This window comes from Rhodoluna sp., from assembly GCF_044239955.1.
Lineage (GTDB): Bacteria > Actinomycetota > Actinomycetes > Actinomycetales > Microbacteriaceae > Rhodoluna.
On the sequence record NZ_JBIIAL010000002.1, the window covers coordinates 25,369 to 43,998 of the forward strand.

Here is an 18,630-nt window from a genome sequence, read left to right on the forward strand (position 1 = left end):
AATATGAACCGGCAGTCACTTTCCAAGCAATCTGTTGAACTCGTTCAGACCTGGCTGAAAGACGCCAAGGGGAACGCTGAGTCATCGGCGGCTGAAGCAAGACTGTCAGCCTTACTCAAAGATCCAAATGGCCTTGAATTCACTCTTGCGTTCGTGGACAGGGTCATTAGACCAGAGAACATCAGGGTTGCAGCTAGAGAGCTCAGAAAACTCACCAAGATTGTTCCAGCGGCGTTGCCACCGCTTGATCGCTTTGCAATCAAGTTAGGTGGCTTCCTAGCCCCTTATTTTCCTTTTCCAGTTATTCCCATCGCGAGATTTGTGCTTCGCTCATTGGTTTCGCACCTAATTGCAGACGCAAGGCCAGGCAAGCTAACAAAGCACTTATCAAGGGTTAGAGCAGATGGTGTACAGCTGAACCTCAATTTGTTGGGCGAAGCAGTTCTTGGAGAAGCAGAGGCAAGCAACCGACTTGCAAAAACCTTCGAACTTTTGCAAAGACCCGATGTTGACTACGTTTCAGTCAAGGTTTCTTCGGTTGTTTCGCAATTGTCGATGTGGGGATACGAAGACAGTATCGCGAGAGTAATCGATCGGCTTGAGCCTCTCTATAACTACGCGAACCGCGAGAAGAAGTTTATAAACCTAGATATGGAAGAGTATCGAGACCTTTGGCTCACCATTGAGATCTATAAGCAAATGCTTTCCAAGCCAAAGCTAAAAAACCTTAGATCCGGAATCGTGATCCAGGCTTACCTTCCTGACTCCTACATTGCCCTAAAAGACCTAATTGCGTTCTCCCAGAAGAGAGTGCGCGCAGGTGGGGCGCCAATCAAGATCAGATTGGTAAAAGGCGCAAACCTAGCCATGGAGCAAGTAGACGCCAAGTGGCATGGTTTCGAATTAGCCACCTACAACTCAAAAGTTGAGTCAGATGCCAACTACAAGCGCCTGTTAGAGATCCTGTTGGATCCAAAGGTAGCGAAGTCTGTAAGGACCGGAGTCGCCGGCCACAACCTGTTTGATGTGGCTTACGCATACCTACTGGCAAAGAAAAACGGTGTGCTGGACCGAATTGACTTTGAAATGCTCAAAGGCATGGCTGTTGCTCTTTCAGCAAGTGTGAAGAAAACCGTTGGAAATCTTCTTCTTTACACCCCAGTTGTCTCCCCTAAAGAGTTTGAAGTGGCAATTGCCTACCTAACCAGAAGGCTGGAAGAAAACGCCTCTCCTGACAACTTCATGTCTGGTGTCTTTGAACTCACCACAAACAAGAAAATCTTTGAGCGCGAGAAAGAGCGCTTCCTAAACTCCGTCAAATTGATTAGCAAACTCGGTACCGAGCCAAACCGCAAGGCCAACAATTCGGCAGCTGCGGCTAAAGCCGCCAGTAGGGGAGAGTTTGTAAACCAGCCAGATAGTGATCCAGCGATTGTTTCGGTTAGAGAAAACGCCAAGAAGATTCAGAAACTTTCAGAATCTCTTTCCAAGCAGATTGCAAAAACCAAAAACGCAGGCCTACCTCTTCTTGATTCCCGAATTGAAATCGACAAGCTGGTCAAAAAATCACTCACCGCGGCACCCGCTTGGGGCAAAGAGCACAAGAAGCGTCAGCAGCTACTGGTTAAGGCTGCCAACGAAATTGAGAACGCTAGGTCCGAACTGATTGCAGTGATGATGGCAGAAGCTGGAAAGACAATTGCCGAGGCTGATGTAGAAGTTTCAGAGGCCGCCGATTTTGCTAGGTACTACGCATCTTTGATTCCAGAACTAGTAAATAACAAAGATGCTAAGTTCACGCCCGACAAATTGACTCTTGTAGTTCCGCCTTGGAATTTTCCAGTGGCCATTCCAATCGGAGGAGTACTGGCAGCACTTGCTGCCGGCAGCACTGTGATTTTAAAGCCAGCACCAGAGGTTAGAAACTGCGGTGTTGCTGTATCCAATGCTTTGTACAAGGCAGGCATCAGCAAATCTGTTTTGCAAGTGGTTGCTGTTCCAGACAACGAAGTAGGACTGCACCTAGTCGGGCACCAATCTGTTGACAGCGTGATTCTGACAGGTGCTTTTGAAACCGCGGAGCTATTCAAGAAGCACAAACCTTCGATTCGTTTGGCAGCTGAGACAAGCGGAAAAAATGCCCTGATCATTACTCCTTTTGCTGATTTGGATCTGGCCGCGGCAGATCTAGCCAAAAGTGCGTTTGGTCACGCCGGTCAGAAATGTTCTGCAGCGAGCCTTGCAATTCTGGTGGGACCAGTTTATAAATCTGAAAAGTTTAGCCGCCAATTGGTGGATGCAGCCAAATCCATGAAGGTGGACTGGCCTGGCAATCTTGCAGCTTCTATCGGGCCAGTCATTCAAAAGCCAACCGGCAAGCTAGAGCGAGCTTTGACAACCCTGGAAGCTGAGGAGAGTTGGCTACTGGTGCCAAAGCAGCTTGATTCAACCGGAAGGCTTTGGAGCCCTGGAATAAAAATAGGCGTCAGGCCAGGATCGTTTTTTCATACGACCGAGGTCTTTGGTCCAGTACTTGGAATTATGAGAGCAAATGATTTGCCAGAAGCGATAAAGCTTCAGAACGGTCCGGATTACGGCTTGACTGCCGGAATTCATTCTCTTGATAATCAAGAAGTGCTTACTTGGATTGAAGGCGTGAAAAGTGGAAATCTTTATGTGAATAGAGGTATCACTGGTGCAATCGTGAATCGTCAGCCATTTGGAGGCTTCAAGCGCTCTTCAGTTGGTTCAGGACTAAAAGCCGGGGGTTCGAGCTATCTAACCCAGTTTGGAACATGGTCAAATACAGCAAAGGTCAATAAGCTAACTCCCTCAGCATTCTTGAAAGCTGCGAAGGCTTCGGACGAGATTGCTTGGAAAGAGATTTACTCTCCAAAGGAGCTAGACGGTGGAGAGCTGGAAGTAGAAGGTAACTACAGAAGGTATCTTCCAGCGAACCTAATTGTTCGCGTCGGATCAACAGCCACACAAAAAGAAGTTGACCGAGTACTGATGGTCGTGAAGCGCTCAGGATTCAAGGTTCCGGTGAGCGTAGCACCAGGGTTTATTGGCAAGCTAAGCCATGAATTTGTCCAGACCGAGAACAGCAGTGATTTTGAAAAGCGAGTAGTCAACGAACCAAGTTTGGGACTTAGAATTTGGCAGCTCGGGTCCAATGAGGGCTGGGTTAGAAAAGCTAGAACCAAGCCTGATATTCACGTAATCACCGGTGAGGTCCTAGTGTGCGGGCGCCTTATGGGGTTGAATCTGGTGCGCGAACAAGCGGTATCAATTACTCAACACCGGTTTGGTGCGTTGCAGAAGAAGCTTCTCTAGAAGCAACTTTTGGTGAAGCAGTCTTGTCCCGCAGGATCTAATAACTCTGTTGGCGGCCACCAGTAAAGGACTGTTTCCATAACTCGATTTGATCTAGGCATAATTGCAGAGCTGGCTTGTCTTGTGACAGGAAGGCTTTGTACCAAGAGGCTGTTTTCTCAATTACTTCAGCTGTATCCCAGCTTGGATGCCACCCAAATGTCTTTATGGCGAGGTCGCTATTTAGCCCGAGCTTCCCAGCCTCATGCAGCTCTGACTTATCCTCTTTGACCTTCACGCCAATTAGATAATTTGACATGAGCTTTAGAACAGAAGCCACAGAAAATGACTCCGCTTCGATTGGTCCAAGATTGAAAGCACGGTCAAACTTCATAGCTTCTGGCCCAAGCATGCCAGAAAGAATCGTCAAATAGCCATCGACAAGAGATAACACGTGTTGCCAAGGTCTTGTAGAAGAAGGAAAGCGAATTTCCATTTCTTTATTTGATTCGTAGGCCCTCACATAATCAGGAATTAGACGATCCTCAGACCAATCGCCGCCACCGATAATGTTTCCTCCTCGCGCAACCGCTATAACCGGAAAGACTGTGCCCGTCCCTCCAAATGAAGAGCGATAACTTGCGATTATCAACTCGGCTGCGGCTTTAGAAGCTGAGTAAGGGTCTTGGCCCCCAAGTTCATCTGTTTCGACATACTGACGGTCTGTTTCAAGGTTCTTATAAACCTTGTCGGTGGTTATGCACAAGACACCTTTGATCGAGTCAACTCCTCGAATTGCTTCAAGGACATTGGCGGTTCCTTGTGCGTTTACCTCGAATGTTTCCCTAGGAATTCGATAGCTTCGCCTTACTAATGGCTGTGCAGCCAAGTGAAGAACCAAATCCGGTTGAAATGTGACTATCTCGTCTCGAAGGTTTTCAAAATTGCGAATGTCCGCGATTTTTCCATCAATTATTTTCCCAACCTCAGCCTCTCCAAACAAGTTTGGAGAGGTCTCTGGTTCTAAGGAATAGCCAAAGACTTCGCAACCCAGTTGATTTAACCAAATGCAGGCCCAGGATCCTGTAAAACCGGTGTGCCCTGTGACAAAAACTTTCTTGCCTTTGAGCGAGTTAAAGCGGTCGCTCACGTTAGCCCTTGTTGACATATTCAGCTATTGACTCAGCGACGAAGTCGAGCATTTCGTTAGTTAGTCCCGGGTAGGTTCCAACCCAAAAAGTTTTATTCATCACGATGTCGGTATTTTTCAGGTCTCCGATGATGCGGAAATCCACACCCTTGTACGCGGGTTGTTTAAGAAGATTTCCAGCAAACAATAACCTTGTACCGATTTTTCTCGAGTCTAGAAACTTCAATAATCCAGCCCTGTCGACAGAACTTTCTGGGTCAAGTGTTATGGGGAAACCAAACCAAGACGGATCAGATTTCGGCGTAGCCACGGGGAGAATCAGTCCCGGGACGTCCTTAAGTTTTTTGAATAGGTAACTGAAATTAGCTTTGCGAGCGGCTGTAAATGCGTCAATTTTCTTCAATTGTGATAGACCTAAAGCCGCCTGCATGTCCGTTGCTTTTAGGTTGTAACCGATATGGCTATAAATGTATTTATGGTCATAACCAAGAGGAAGATCACCAAGTTGCCATTCAAAGCGTTTGTGGCAAGTGTCGTCATGACCAGTCTCGCAATAGCAATCCCTGCCCCAGTCCCTGAATGACTCGACTTGCTTTCTAACAAGTGGGGATTTAACAAATACAGCCCCGCCTTCACCAGTAGTAATGTGATGCGCTGGATAGAAACTCAAAGTTGCTGTGTCTCCAAAACTTCCAGTCTTTTTCCCGTCATAGGTTGAACCCAAAGAGTCACATGCATCCTCAACCAACCAAAGACCGTGTTCTTTGCACAATTCACTGACGGTGTCCAAGTCGAAAGGATTGCCAAGAGTATGCGCCATCATAATAGCTTTAGTTTTTGGGCCAACCGCTTCTCGAAGTTGATCGGCAATCGCATCATATGTTCCAAGCTCTATGTCGACCACAACTGGCTTAAGACCATTTTGAATGATTGGATTGACAGTGGTTGGGAATCCTGCAGCGACTGTAATAACTTCGTCGCCGGGAAGGAGTCTTTTCTTTCCAAGCTTCGGGCTAGTTAGGGCACTTAGAGCCACTAGGTTGGCACTTGATCCACTATTGACAAATACTGCGTTTCTGGCCCCGACATACTTAGAAAGTGCCCTCTGAAAGAGATCGTGGAACCTGCCTGCGGTTAGCCATCCATCCAAAGAGGCATCGACTAAAGCTGCGTAGTCGTCAGGGAACAACACTTTCCCCGAGACTGGGACCGCGGACTCTCCCCGGACAAAGGGAGCCCGTTCTAGCTGGGTCTCAGCAAAACGAGAGACGTCTGAAAGGATGGCGCTGCGGAATTGGTCTTGGTTCACGGTTCCCCTTTTAAGGCTTCAATTGTTCAATAGTAGAGCAAAGCCTTCAATAGACTGGGGGCTTACAGGCAATAGCTGGGGAGTGGAAGTTCAGATATGAAGGCAGTTTTGTTGGCGGGCGGTCTCGGAACCCGCATGAGAGAAGAAACTGAGTTCCGGCCAAAACCCATGGTTGAAGTCGGCGGTCGCCCGGTTTTGTGGCACATCATGAAAGTCCTTGGCTCCCAAGGGATTACTGATTTCATCATTTGCACTGGATACAAAAGTGAGTACATAAAGAACTACTTCTACAACTACGGCGCTTCAAATCTTGATTTTACCGTCAGATTAGGCGACCAAAGCAGCACTGTTTTCCATGGATCGCATGACGAGTTCGACTGGAAAGTGACGGTAGCGGACACGGGTTTAAGCACCATGACCGGCGGAAGAATTAAGCAGGTTGAAAAGTACCTGGATGGAGAGCCCTTTCTAGCCACTTATGGCGATGGTTTGGCAGATATAGATCTTCGAGCCCTTCAGGATTTTCATAGCCAGCATGGCAAAACAGCCACAATGACAACCACTCAAGCTGTAAGTCGATTCGGCGTGGTTGATATTGAGCCAAACGGTCTAGTGTCTCAATTTAGAGAAAAACCTAAAGTTAGCGACTGGATCAACATTGGCTACTTCATATTTCAGCCTGAGATTTTCAAGTATCTTGACACAAACTCAGTCTTAGAAGAAGAGCCGCTACGAAAACTGGCTCAAGAGGATCAAATTGGAGCATATAAACACAGCGGTTTTTGGCAACCTATGGACACCTTTAGGGAATCGCAGATGCTGAACGAAATTTGGGACTCAGGCAAGGCCCCTTGGAAGGTCTGGTAAAAACCTTGGGTAAAAAATTAATTTCAATCGTGATTCCTGCATACAACGAATCCGATTGTGTTGATGAGCTATTTCATAGGCTAAAGAACATTTTTGAATCCGAGTCACAATACGATTTCGAGTGCGTTTTGGTTGAAAATGGCTCCGAAGACGACACATTTGAAAAACTAGAGAGAATTCATAAAACAGATTCCCGATTTAAAGTTCTTCAACTCGCACGAAATTTCAGAATGGACGGCGGACTAACAGCAGGACTAAGTGTAATTAAGGGTGACGCTTGCGTCTTAATGACAGCTGATCTCCAGGATCCACCAGAACTAATTCCAGAATTCATCAGACTCTGGGAGCAAGGGTTTGAGAATATTTATGGGGTGGTTACACGGCGTGACGGCATTAGTTGGATTAGAGCTATGAACTCCAAATTGTTTTACTGGTTTGCTGGAAAGCTCACCTCTGGAAGAATTACAAAGAATGCAAGTGACTTTAGGCTTGTTGATAGGAAAGTCTATGAAGCTGTGAACAAGATGACGGAACGGAATCGTTTTGTAAGAGGGCTGTTCGCGTGGGTCGGGTTTAGGTCTACTGGTGTTGAAATGATTCGCCCCCCTAGATTTGGCGGAGTATCTAACGCTCATACCTTCAAGGTTCTAGATTTAGCTTTCAAGGGCATTTTTGCTCACTCAAACCTTCCCCTCAGATTCATAACCGTTTCAGGTTTCGCGCTATCTGCCATCGCAGTTGTAACACTTGGGATTTATGTCGTATCGGCAATTCTATATGGGGTACCTTTTAACGGATTTGGAACACTGGTTTCCATTTCCCTAGCTGGACTTGCCATAACTACGTTGCTTCTTGGGGTAATCGGTGAATATTTAGGCTTAGTGTATGAAGAGGTTAAGCAAAGACCGAATTACGTTATTTCAAAGAGAATTGGCATCGATTAAAACCTGAATCCAAAGCTTTGGGGTGCATCGGTCAACTCGGACCAAGATTCCTTAATTATTTGATATATCGCAAAACTTTTTTCTCAAGTTCCTCGGGCAGATCTGGGGTCATGCGGTGAAGTGGGTTAGAGACCATAGTTCCATCTGCATTAACAGAACTGGTTATCTTTGGATAGTAAGTTTGCTCGGGGTCAATAGGAACCAAATATGCCTGTGGGCCAGGGTTCTGAAGAGAAGTCAATACATCTTCGGAGAAAGGGTTGTCTGGGTTTAGTTGAGCCACTGGAATTGAGAATGCATCAAATAGTTTTTTCCAGTCGGGTAAACCTAATCCCGTGGATGGGTCGCAACCCACATAATGACCGTCGAAGTAGCTTTTTTGAGTCATCCGAATAGACGCGTAACCGTTATTGGAAAGAATAAAGGTCTTTATATTCAAATCATTTGCTCGGACCGTACCCATCTCTTGGAGGTTCTGAGCAAAACCCCCATCTCCCTCGATGTGAATAACTCGATTTGGGCCGGAAAAAGCCAGCCCAATTGCCCCACCAAGTCCGTAGCCCATACTAGCCAAGCCTTTGGTTGTAATGACGGTCGCATTAGAGGGTTGAAGCAGAGCTTGCATTGCCACGGTCTCAGATGCACCACTACTAGAGGGCACAACAGCATCACCCTTTTGGACGATTGCCGATAGCTGAACGTAAAAATCGTAAGAGTTTATGAAGCCAGCTCGAGTGTGGTTCACAGATTCTGATAGCGGAAGGGCATTCTTGACCTCATTCGCAAACTCGATCCACTCGCGCCAATCCGGTGAGCTAAGTCTGTGAATTTGAGGAAGCAGCTTTTCTATGAAGTCATTTGCGTCGCCCTTGACCTTGAATTTAGCGTTAGGATGAGGCTTTTCTAGTTCGGCGCCATCAATCTCGACATGGACTACTTCTCCATTAGGCACGAATTCTTGCCAATTGAATCCAGTTTGCTGAAGCCCTAATCTAGTCCCCAACGCGATCAACAGATCGGATTGCTGCATTACTAAATTCGCATATCTTTGACCCCAAGTATTGGGTCTTCCGAAGTACGAAGGTGCTCTGGAATCCATTCTGTCTGCGGCGTTCCAAGTCGTCATTACGGGAATAGGGAGGTTTTCAAGCTCGCTTTCTAGTGATCTAGCCTTTTGCCTAGACACCCCACCTCCAATTAACAGCGCTGGACGCTTTGCCGTGGTCAGAGCTTGCAGAATCTCCTCTGAGACTAGACTCCCTGAATCAACAATCGCCTTACCAAACTCCGCCTTAGGAAAAGCCACAGGGTCAATTGGGCTACCTTGAGCATCCAAACAAAAATCAATAAACACGGGACCCTTTTTTGGCCTAAGCCCTCGGATAACGACATCCACAATTTCTTGGTCTGGAACTGGCTTTCGAATCTGAAGTTGAGCAACAGTAATTGACTTTGTCAGCTCCATTCCGTTGATTTCTTGGATCCCCGTTTGCCTAATTCCTTCAGGGCTCAAGTCGGAGCTTTTGACCTGGCCACCAACAACCAACAAATCTCTGCTCTCCAAATAGGCCCCGGCCATGGCAGTGATGATATTCGTCAAACCTGGCCCCGCAGTCACTAAAGCAAAGGCCTTGGAACCATTTAGAGCATCACTTTCGTTGAAAAATTCTGCTGCTATGCCAGCGGTAACTTCATGGACTACTGGGACACAGGTAAAAACGTGACTTGCTGACTCAAGCAAATGCATGATGTTTCCGCCAGCTACGTAAAAGCAATGGGTGTAACCCAAGTCCTTGAGCACACCTACAAAGTGATCAGAATACTTCAATTAGCGCTCCCAAGATCGGCTCGTGCAATTAGTGATTTCAAACTACCATTCAGTTCTGCAATAGAGCCAAAAGTTTCGAACGCACCAGCAAGCCTTAACTCCTCCTCAGAGAAATTGGACTGAGCAACCCCTATAGATAGCAAACCAGCGGAATTTCCAGCTACAACGTCTTCCACTCTATCTCCCACCATAAATCCACATGCCACCCCGAGCGCAGACATACAACGAATAACTACCTCAGGATTAGGCTTAGGCGGGAAACCATCCGTGCCTTGAATGTGTCTGACGTGATTATTCAAATCTGAATTTTCCACGACCAATTTGGCAAGACGAACAGGCTTTGATGTAGCAACCCCAACAGCAAACCCAAGACCATTGACTTGACTCAAAAGACTTTTACTCTCTGGATAAGTCAAGTTTTCCTGACCTATTTCAGTCTCCAAGTTGTTCCTAAATAAGGAAACAGCTTCCGACAACTCCTTCTGATTAAGGTCAATGGTAGCGAATAACTCCTCAGCCCTAAGTCCGATCAACTTTGATACCTCGTTAAAACTGATTGAGGGCATGCCTTGTTCAATTCTTGTGACGCAAAGTGCCCTGTAAATTTGTGCAGAAGAATCAAAAAGAGTTCCGTCTAAATCGAAGATAAAAGCTGCTGGTTTATTCAAGATTTCACGCACCAAAGAACCAATTCAACCTGAAGTTTTTCATCGTCAAGACACCTCAATAATAGATCCCAATAACTTGCCCCTCGTTACTTCAGCGGATTCACTGCGGGATAAACGTGGCGTAGGACCAAGATTGGATAGATTCTACCAGCGCAGAGTGCATTCCTCTAGCTTCCAAGCTACAATCGGATTTGGAACCTACGAATAGGGGGAGACGAGTGAACAAAACCGAAAAACAAATGAGAGATATTCTCACGCGTGGCCGAGAGGAATTCGGAGTCGTAAGCGTTAAGGCCGAATTTGAGGCAGAGGGAACTCGAATTGACGAATTACTTAGACTTGTAGACATATCAAGATCCGCAGGACTACCTTTGACTGTAAAAATAGGGGGTTGTGAGGCCATCAGGGACCTACTTGAGTCTAAGCAAATTGGAGTCAGATACATAGTTGCTCCAATGGTCGAAACACCGTATGCCTTAACTAAGTATGTTGCTGCAAAAAACCTTACTTTCACTGAAGACGAGCAACAAGATACAGATTTTCTCTTCAACCTAGAAACAATAACCGGATTTGAAAACCTTGATGCAATGGTTTCCGAAGCTTCTAAGCCAAACGGAGCTTCAGGTCTGGTTTTTGGTAGAGTCGATTTTGCAGGATCTCTAGGATTGACTAGGGATTCAATAAATTCACCCGAAGTTACTCAATATGTCTTGACCGCATCAAAAGCCGCAAAAGACAACAATCTTGATTTTGTAATGGGAGGTGCTGTTTCTAGCGACTCTTTAGATGTAATCCGTCAAGTTGCTGCAACTCATCTCACGAGATTCGAAACCCGAAAAGTAGTCTTTAGTGGTGCTGCCACAACCATGAATAATATCGAGCAGGGACTTGTGAATGCCGTGCATTTTGAAATGTTGTGGCTACTGAACAAGCGTGATTACTACGGTCGAATCACGGCGGAGGATGCAAAACGCATTGAGATGCTCGAAACTCGCTGGAAGCTACTTAGCAAATAACGAACTAGCTCACCTACGCATGACTCTGGCTACTAGAACCATCAATGCTTGGTGAACTGAATTATTTAGTAAAAGAAGAATTCATGGTTTCCTTGCTACCACGTAAGTAAGCCCCCAAAGGATTGCTATTTTGAGCCCTGAGATTAGAGGACGGCCAAAAATCCTGACGGTTACCCTGTCCCCCAACCTTGTGGGGAGAAGTAAAGCGACGAAATGGGAAAATGCTGCGACTAGGGGGGACAGTGATCCAAAATGCATCTTCCCAGCAAAAACAATCTCTAAGCCGTGATCCTGGAGAATTTGAGACAATCTCCTTGGGGTAGTGGGGTATCCGTGCGACCAATCAGAATCCCAGAAGTAAGTCCCGTAATCCTGGGCATCGGGTGTGCAAATTAGAATATTGCCTCCGGGGCGAACAATACGTTTCATTTCCTTGACCCAAGCCCAGGCGTCTAAGTGAGTAGAGGCATGCTCGAGAACATGAACAGAGAATATAGCATCCATGGAACCAGATTCAATTGAAACCAAATCAGGTAAAGAATCCTCAACCACCTCATGCCCGTAACGCTCTCGACTAAACTTCGCGAGAGCTTGGGCTGGTTCAACCCCTGTGTATTTGGTAAAAGCCATTTGATTGGCAATTAGACCTCCGGTCCCACGACCAGAGCCAATCTCCAGTAATTTGACTTCTCTAGGGGTGAGTTTGGCTACCCGTATAAAGGTTTTGAGGATTCTCTTGTGAACCCAGGTGAGCAAGCCCGCTGAGTATTTCCAATTAGTCCGCTCAAGGTACTCGTCATACTGTCCCATGTTTACAATGTCCCCTAGTTCAAGTTATTAGGATCAGACTACAGAGTAAATATGTCACGAGTCTTCAAAAGGCAACCATTTGAAATGTGCTAGAAGATACCTACTTTAATAGACTGAGACTATGACTAGTCTTCCCATCCAACGAGCCCTCAAAGGTTCATTTGGCGTAGACATTGTCTTCTATGAATGGCCAGTAGCTGACCCTAAAGCAATTGTTCAAATAGCTCACGGACTAGGCGAGCATGCCAGAAGGTATGACCAGATGGCTATGGTTCTAAACAGGGCAGGCTTTAGCGTTTACGCCGACGATCACAGAGGTCATGGTCAAACAGGCCTTGGCCAAATAGAGCGAAAGCAAATAAAGAAACTTGGAAATCTGGGACAAGGTGGCATGGACGCCACATTCAAGCAGGTCCTAGATTTTTCGAAGCTTATAAAATCAGAAAACCCAGGTAAGCCACTTGTATTTCTTGGGCATAGTTGGGGCTCATTTATTGCACAAAAAGTCATAAACAATGCATCAGATTTGTATGACGCGGTCGTGCTCTCAGGTAGTGCTCTAACAATGCCTGGTTATCTAGCAACAGGTGATTTCAATAAGGTTTGGAAGAAGCTTCCGGGCTCAACCGGTTACGAGTGGCTATCAAGGGATGTTGAAGTTCAAAAGAAATTTGTTGCTGATCCACTAACATTCTTGGCTGCAGCTATGCAGGTTTTTGGTGTTGCCAACTCTTTGAAATTGTTTGGGACTCCATCAAAGAACGTCAGAAGCGATCTTCCAATTCTTGTTCAGGTGGGTGAAGCCGACCCGATCGGCGGTGAGTATTCAAATAAAGCCCTGGTAGAGGCATATCGAAAGAAAGCCGGCATTCAGGATATTGAGTTATTTGTATATCACGATGCCAGGCATGAGATTTACAACGAGCTAAACAAAGACGATATTCTCCAAGACTTAATCAAGTGGATAAATATCCGGATTGGTAAGTTGGCTTAACTCCTAGGAAGCCTGCAGGCAGCCACAGCCTCTTCAATCGAACCCTTCAGAAAGTCATGGGTTTCGGGATGACGTTGCATGTAAGTGACTACATAAGAGCACACTGGAACAACTTTGTCAGTGGAGTTTTGACGCATGTCTAAAAATGCCTCACGAAGCAAGATGGCAGCGTAGTTTTTACCTTGGTGCTCAGGGTTTACTTCGGTGTGGACAAAATGTCTCTCACCGGGCATGCGGCTGTAATCAGCTAGACCAACCCGAGCATCTCCTAGCCAAAGCTCATAGCGGTTAGCTTGCTCGTTGTGTATAACTTTTGGTTCCATGGCTGTTAATCTACTTCCTATGGCCACTTTAGAAAACACCCTTTACTTCGGTGACAATCTAACTGTTTTGAAGCTAATCCCTGACTCTTCTGTTCAACTTGTTTACATCGACCCCCCGTTCAATACCGGCCGCGAACAACAGAGATCTAAAGTAACCACCAGGAGGAGTAACGAAGGCAACCGAATTGGTTTTAAAGGAGAGCGCTACGAGACGGTCAAGTCAACTGTGTTGTCCTACGACGATCAGTTCGCTAACTACTGGGAGTTTCTAGAGCCCAGAATTGAAGAGGCTTTTCGGGTCCTAAACAACTCAGGGACGTTGTATTTGCACCTCGATTATCGTGAAGCTCATTACGCCAAAGTCCTACTGGACGCTCTATTTGGACCAGAGTGCTTTTTGAACGAAATCATTTGGGCCTACGACTACGGAGGAAAGTCCAAGAGTCGATGGCCCGCCAAGCACGACACTATTTTGGTTTTCGTGAAAGACCCAAAGAACTACTACTTCAACTCCGAGGAAGTAGATCGCGAGCCCTACATGGCTCCGGGACTTGTTACGCCAGAAAAGATTGAAAGAGGAAAACTACCCACAGACGTCTGGTGGCACACAATTGTCTCCCCTACAGGTAAAGAGAAGACCGGCTATCCAACCCAAAAGCCAGTTGGAATTCTAAGAAGAATCATTCAAGCAAGTAGTAAACCAGGGGACGTTGTCTTGGACTTCTTTGCAGGTTCTGGAACCACAGGGTTTGTAGCTAATGAACTTGGCAGAAGATTTGTCCTGGTAGATCAAAACCCTGAATCAATTCAGGTAATTAAAGACCGCCTACCTAAAGGCAGTTTTCAGTTTTTGGACTGAATGTACCAATCGTCAAAATCCGACAAATCTGCTTGAACCTGCTGGTATCCGTTCGCCAACAGAAGGCTATTGATTTTTTCACGAGTGTCTGCAAAGTTGTGCTCCACGCAAATCGCACCAAATTGATAGCTTTGGAAGTCAAAGTTTTTTAGAATCTCAAACTCGCTGCCTTCAGTGTCAATTGAAAGAAATTCGATGTATTTAGGAGCACCGTGTGACACCAGTAGATCTTGAAGTGAAATCGTCTCTACTTCGTAAGAAGAAGTAGTTCTTTTTAGTAGCCCGTGACTATTCGGTTCCGCATACTCACTAATTGCTGATAACTCGCCTAGATAATTTTCTGAAAAGCTAATCTTCTGGCCAGAGGCCGAGTAAACACAACGAGTGTCAATTGCGCAGTTTCTATTTTTCCTAAGGGCTTGATGCCAACTTTTACTTGGCTCACAAAGAATTCCAGACCAACCAAAATGTTTTTCCAGAATATGACTGTTACTCAGTGCTGCTCCGTCTGAAGCTCCAAACTCAACAAAGAAACCAGGATTCTTGAAGCCCGTGACAGACAGGGCAAGAATGTCTTGCCCAAGTTGACTCTTGGAGTGTCGAAGAAGCTTGTTTGCCTGAGCCCTTGAGATTTCCTGACCAGACTTCCAAATTCTTTGAATCAGAGTCTTCTTGGTCTTGGAGCTTATGGAATAGCCAAGTGCTAAAAGGACCTTGGCAGCAAGTTCTTTGATTATCGGCACCAGAAGAATCTACCAGCCCCGGCTAATCAACATAGGCCTTAGGCCGACAGCTTCTCCTTCGGAACTCTAGAGACTAAATACACAACAACGGCGCTTAGGAGAATCAAGATCGCCGATACCGCCATTGCCATTCCGTAGTTCTGATCCCCGGGCCGAGAAATCAACCTAAATAGCAAAGTTGGAATTGTTGCCTGCGAACCGTTAGCTAGAAAACTGCTGGCACCAAACTCCCCAATCGAGATTATTGCTGCAAAGCCAAGAGACGTTAGAAGTACACCACGAATCATTTTGGATTCGATAAATCGCCAACTCTGCCAGCTTGTTGCCCCATCTAACTGGGCTTGCTCAATTGGTTCTCTACCAATTGAAACAAGAGCTGGATGAACCAACCGGATGACCATGGGAAGGGCGATAAGCGCTTGAGCTAGAGGAACAATTAGCCAGCTTGAGCGTAAAGGAAACCAGGAAGCATCGAAGGAAACCAAAAAACCAAAGCCCAACACAACACTTGAAACACCAAGTGGAAGTAGAAATACAAAATCTAGGAAGCGGAATCGGGTTCGAGTAAGTAACCAGGATATGAGTGCTCCTAACACAAAAGCAATCAAAGCGGCAACGGCCATATTCCTTAATGAGTTCATGGCTGCATCAACAAAAGTGATGTTGAGAAGATCTCTTGCGCCTCGCGTTCCAAGATTCACAAAATTCTCAAAACCAAAGTTTCCACGAACATCAAAAGCTCTAACTAGCACCAGAATCAAGGGCATTGCTAATAAGCCCACCCAGATGGCAACGCTAAATACAAGAGCCAACGAATCTCTGCGGTCAACCTTTGGCCTTCGTGATCCCTCAAAAACCTGCTCGAGCCCAAAGTTGCCTTTGGCAAGTTTGGTGCCGACCAAGAACGCCAGTGCAGTAATCAGAGTCTGAACCAAGACCAAGGCGGAAGCTAGCTCAAGATCTAGTCTTTGGGTTGCGGCAAAGAAGATTGCTGTTTCAATGGTTTGGACTTGCCCGCCTCCTAGAACCAGAACAATCCCAAAAGATGTTGCTGAAAAAAGAAGAATCAAAGCCGATGCTGAGTAGATTGCTGGTTTGAGTTGAGGTAGGGAAATCAAAAGGAGTGTTCTGAGTCTTCCAGCCCCATCCAGTTCTGCGGCTGCTTCAGTGTCAGCATCCATAGTTGCCCAGACTCCACCTATGGTCTTGACGGCTATCGAGTAGTTCACAAATACGTGGGCCGCAATAATCCAATAGACCGGATCTGCCAAGAAAGTAAGCCCCAGTCCCTGGTAAAACTCGTGGACACTTCGAAACACCGTGAACCCAACGGCTACAACAATGCTTGGGAGCACAAAAGGCACTGTTATAAGAGCCCTAACAAGTTGTTGCCCCGGAAAAGATCTTCTGTATAAGAGGTATGCGCCAGGAATCGCAATGAGTACCGTCACGACCGTCGACAAAGCCGCCTGCCAGATAGTGACCCAAACGATCTCTACGATCTTTGGCTCAATAAGTCGCGATAACCAGTCCCCGGATACTCCAAGCAAGGCAACTTGTGTGACCGGCCAGTAGAAAACTAGCCCGACAAATAATAGGGGTACCAGCCACAGTATTTTTCTAGTCAAAAATTACAGACCACTTGTCCTGCCAGCTAACTCTGTTATTTGCAATATCCAAACTTTCACCAATCGTGGATTTAGCTGGTGGCCCAAACTGCGCCCACTCGGCAGGCACAACTGCTTCGGGATTGACCGGATACACATACATCAGTCCCGGCATAGTTGACTGAAAAGAATCAGATAGTAAAAACTCAACGAGTTCTTTTGCTCCCGCAGGATTGCTTGCACCTTGCAAGATGCCAACATACTCAATTTGCCTGAAGCACTCATCTAGAAGCGGCACCGTTTGAGACATTCCATCTTCTCTAATCTCTGCAGCTGGCGATGAACTATAGCTAAGAACTACCGGGTAGTTTCCTTTACCTGCGGAACCAGAGAATTCCGTGAAGTAAGCCTCTTCCCAACCAGTTGCAACTTTTAAGTTGTTATCTTTTAGCTGTTGCCAGAAACTTTCGAAACCGTCTTCCCCAAAAGCGGCAACCGTGGTTGCCAGAAAGGCAAGACCCGGGGAAGAGGTAAGGGGATTACTAACTACCGTCAGACCCTCATAGGCGGGCAAAGTTAGATCTCTCCAGCTACTTGGTGGAGTTAGATTGTTTTCTTCAAACCAGATCTTGTCGTAATTGAAGCAAACATCCGAATAGGTAACTTCGGAAAGAGACCCGTCAATGAGGTTGTTTTCATCGGCTATACCCCGGAAAGTGTTGTCGATTCCGAACACCACATCTCCAATAGGAGAGTCTTTGGTCAAAACAAGTCGGTTAGTGACGCTTCCTGCGTCCCCGGCTCTCACAATCTCGAGCTTGAAGCCTGACTGCTGTTCAAACTCTGCGATTGACTGATCCGAGATAGCAAATGAGTCATGGGCCACCAGAGTCACAACTTGAGCCTGCGTGGTTGGTGCGCAGCCGGTGAGAATTAAGGCTGCGGTAACTGCGAGTAGTGCGATTCTTTTCATTTCGTGCCCCTTACGTGTAACTAGTTGGGCACGGGATTTATGAGTGTCCTCCCTGCGCTGGCATTACCCAAGATCAGGTTCGACGGTCGAAGACTATAAAGTCTCCCTCTCAGTCTGGTTTCACCAAACTCCCGTGTTGTCTCTAATTCTAGAGACATTTTTGCTCGCGGTAGCTTTTTTTCCGCAGCGACCTACCCAAGGCGGTGCTTGGGGATTAACCTTTATACATGTCACCTGAGCGCAACAAGCAACCAGCGAAAGTTTCCTATACCTTCCTTGGACCAGCGGGAACCTTCACCGAGATAGCGCTTTCTCAGATAAAGCAGGCTAAAGGCGCAAAGCAGGTTCCTGTGAACCATGTTGCTGAAGCGATTGAACTTGTGCTGTCTGGAAAAGTAACTAGAGCGGTTGTTCCAGTTGAGAACTCGATTGAGGGTGGGGTTTCAGCAACTCTTGACGCCCTGGCCGGAACAGAACTGATTCGTATCTATGGAGAGTATCTAGTCCCAGTTACCTTCAACCTGGTAGCCAGGCCGGGAACAAAACTTTCGAGCGTAAAAACCGTAGCAACCCACCCGGTTGCTTATGCGCAAAGCAGAAAGTGGTTGCTGGATAAACTTCCAGGTCACGTGCACCTTCCAACAACATCCACTGCTTCTGCAGCTAAAGATCTTATGGAGAGCTCCTACGCGGATGCGGCAATAGCCGCGCCAACAATCACGAACCATTTCAAGCTCATTACTCTTGCCAAGAACATCGGTGAGAATAAGCAGGCACAGACCAGGTTCATTCAAATTGGCCTTGTGGGGGATTTGTCTAAACCAACTGGAGCTGACAAGACATCGGTAATTGTTGAGCTACCGACCGATAGACCAGGATCGCTTCTTGAGATGCTAGAGCAATTTGCCACGAGGGGTGTCAACCTAACGCGAATCGAATCACGCCCAATTGGCGACAGGCTAGGTCGTTACCGTTTCAACATCGATGCTGAAGGACACGTGTTGGATGATTCAGTCGGGGAAGCTTTGGCTGGTCTTCACAGATTCAGCCCTAAAGTCAGTTTCTTAGGGTCTTACCCCAGAGCAGACAAACAGCAGACCGCTCCATCTGGCAATAACTCAAATGGACAATACGGTGAAGCTAAGAAGTGGCTGGAAGCCATTCGCAAAGCTCGTTAGTCACGCAACCTAAACTCGCTTTGCTCCTTGCCTTGTATTCTTGAAG

16 protein-coding genes are annotated in these 18,630 nt (G+C 46.5%); 7 read left to right on the plus strand and 9 right to left on the minus strand.

Annotated elements, in window-relative coordinates; translation table 11 throughout:
• Nucleotides 1-3 precede the first annotated feature (3 nt).
• Nucleotides 4-3,336, plus strand: a complete 3,333-nt coding sequence (locus AC9UFE_RS01590; protein WP_509545164.1) for a proline dehydrogenase family protein — start codon at nucleotides 4-6, stop codon at nucleotides 3,334-3,336.
• Between the two features lie 37 nt (nucleotides 3,337-3,373).
• Here the strand turns inward: AC9UFE_RS01590 and rfbG are convergent, their stop codons facing one another.
• Together rfbG and rfbH are read right to left on the minus strand one after the other, a co-directional pair.
• Entirely contained in the window at nucleotides 3,374-4,465 is a 1,092-nt protein-coding gene (rfbG, locus tag AC9UFE_RS01595; protein WP_509545166.1) for a CDP-glucose 4,6-dehydratase, read from the minus strand.
• Between the two features lies 1 nt (nucleotide 4,466).
• Nucleotides 4,467-5,774: a lipopolysaccharide biosynthesis protein RfbH gene (rfbH, locus tag AC9UFE_RS01600; protein ID WP_509545168.1), complete on the minus strand. Its 1,308-nt coding sequence runs from the start codon at nucleotides 5,772-5,774 to the stop codon at nucleotides 4,467-4,469.
• A 96-nt stretch (nucleotides 5,775-5,870) separates the two neighbouring features.
• Here rfbH and rfbF point away from each other — a divergent pair, with 96 nt between their 5' ends.
• Nucleotides 5,871-6,641 carry a glucose-1-phosphate cytidylyltransferase gene (gene rfbF / locus AC9UFE_RS01605; RefSeq protein ID WP_509545170.1) on the plus strand — a complete coding sequence of 257 codons (771 nt, stop codon included), beginning with the start codon at nucleotides 5,871-5,873 and terminating at the stop codon, nucleotides 6,639-6,641.
• 5 nt (nucleotides 6,642-6,646) lie between these two features.
• On the plus strand, nucleotides 6,647-7,585 hold the full coding sequence (locus AC9UFE_RS01610; protein WP_509545171.1) for a glycosyltransferase family 2 protein: 939 nt from the start codon (nucleotides 6,647-6,649) through the stop codon (nucleotides 7,583-7,585).
• Nucleotides 7,586-7,640: 55 nt separating this feature from the next.
• On the opposite strand, the gene AC9UFE_RS01615 is transcribed toward AC9UFE_RS01610, so the two are convergent.
• Together AC9UFE_RS01615 and AC9UFE_RS01620 are read right to left on the minus strand one after the other, a co-directional pair.
• Nucleotides 7,641-9,413, minus strand: a complete 1,773-nt coding sequence (locus AC9UFE_RS01615; RefSeq protein ID WP_509545173.1) for a thiamine pyrophosphate-binding protein — start codon at nucleotides 9,411-9,413, stop codon at nucleotides 7,641-7,643.
• Nucleotides 9,410-10,093 carry an HAD family hydrolase gene (locus AC9UFE_RS01620; protein ID WP_509545175.1) on the minus strand — a complete coding sequence of 228 codons (684 nt, stop codon included), beginning with the start codon at nucleotides 10,091-10,093 and terminating at the stop codon, nucleotides 9,410-9,412. The genes AC9UFE_RS01615 and AC9UFE_RS01620 overlap by 4 nt, the downstream gene beginning before the upstream one ends.
• A gap of 206 nt (nucleotides 10,094-10,299) precedes the next feature.
• Here AC9UFE_RS01620 and AC9UFE_RS01625 point away from each other — a divergent pair, with 206 nt between their 5' ends.
• Nucleotides 10,300-11,097, plus strand: a complete 798-nt coding sequence (locus AC9UFE_RS01625) for an aldolase/citrate lyase family protein (protein WP_509545177.1) — start codon at nucleotides 10,300-10,302, stop codon at nucleotides 11,095-11,097.
• Between the two features lie 81 nt (nucleotides 11,098-11,178).
• On the opposite strand, the gene AC9UFE_RS01630 is transcribed toward AC9UFE_RS01625, so the two are convergent.
• Nucleotides 11,179-11,907, minus strand: a complete 729-nt coding sequence (locus AC9UFE_RS01630) for a class I SAM-dependent methyltransferase (RefSeq protein ID WP_509545179.1) — start codon at nucleotides 11,905-11,907, stop codon at nucleotides 11,179-11,181.
• 121 nt (nucleotides 11,908-12,028) lie between these two features.
• Here AC9UFE_RS01630 and AC9UFE_RS01635 point away from each other — a divergent pair, with 121 nt between their 5' ends.
• The gene (locus tag AC9UFE_RS01635) at nucleotides 12,029-12,901 is read left to right on the plus strand and encodes an alpha/beta fold hydrolase (protein WP_509545181.1); all 873 of its coding nucleotides are present in this window, start codon (nucleotides 12,029-12,031) and stop codon (nucleotides 12,899-12,901) included.
• Here AC9UFE_RS01635 and AC9UFE_RS01640 read toward each other — a convergent pair.
• Complete coding sequence (locus tag AC9UFE_RS01640; protein ID WP_509545183.1) at nucleotides 12,898-13,224, minus strand: GNAT family N-acetyltransferase; 327 nt, start codon at nucleotides 13,222-13,224, stop codon at nucleotides 12,898-12,900. The genes AC9UFE_RS01635 and AC9UFE_RS01640 overlap by 4 nt on opposite strands.
• On the opposite strand from AC9UFE_RS01640, the gene AC9UFE_RS01645 reads away from it, so the two are divergent.
• Nucleotides 13,223-14,083: a DNA-methyltransferase gene (locus AC9UFE_RS01645; protein ID WP_509545185.1), complete on the plus strand. Its 861-nt coding sequence runs from the start codon at nucleotides 13,223-13,225 to the stop codon at nucleotides 14,081-14,083. The two genes, AC9UFE_RS01640 and AC9UFE_RS01645, sit on opposite strands and share 2 nt — an antisense overlap.
• On the opposite strand, the gene AC9UFE_RS01650 is transcribed toward AC9UFE_RS01645, so the two are convergent.
• From AC9UFE_RS01650 to AC9UFE_RS01660, 3 genes are read right to left on the minus strand one after another with little or no spacing between them, the layout of a single operon-like run.
• Nucleotides 14,068-14,826, minus strand: a complete 759-nt coding sequence (locus tag AC9UFE_RS01650; RefSeq protein WP_509545187.1) for an FkbM family methyltransferase — start codon at nucleotides 14,824-14,826, stop codon at nucleotides 14,068-14,070. The genes AC9UFE_RS01645 and AC9UFE_RS01650 overlap by 16 nt on opposite strands.
• 38 nt (nucleotides 14,827-14,864) lie before the next feature.
• Nucleotides 14,865-16,454 carry an ABC transporter permease gene (locus AC9UFE_RS01655; RefSeq protein WP_509545189.1) on the minus strand — a complete coding sequence of 530 codons (1,590 nt, stop codon included), beginning with the start codon at nucleotides 16,452-16,454 and terminating at the stop codon, nucleotides 14,865-14,867.
• Nucleotides 16,447-17,406: a thiamine ABC transporter substrate-binding protein gene (locus tag AC9UFE_RS01660; protein WP_509545191.1), complete on the minus strand. Its 960-nt coding sequence runs from the start codon at nucleotides 17,404-17,406 to the stop codon at nucleotides 16,447-16,449. Before AC9UFE_RS01660 ends, AC9UFE_RS01655 begins: the two co-directional genes overlap by 8 nt.
• 227 nt (nucleotides 17,407-17,633) lie before the next feature.
• Between AC9UFE_RS01660 and pheA the strand changes: the two genes are divergently transcribed.
• Complete coding sequence (gene pheA / locus AC9UFE_RS01665; RefSeq protein ID WP_509545193.1) at nucleotides 17,634-18,584, plus strand: prephenate dehydratase; 951 nt, start codon at nucleotides 17,634-17,636, stop codon at nucleotides 18,582-18,584.
• Nucleotides 18,585-18,630 lie beyond the last annotated feature (46 nt).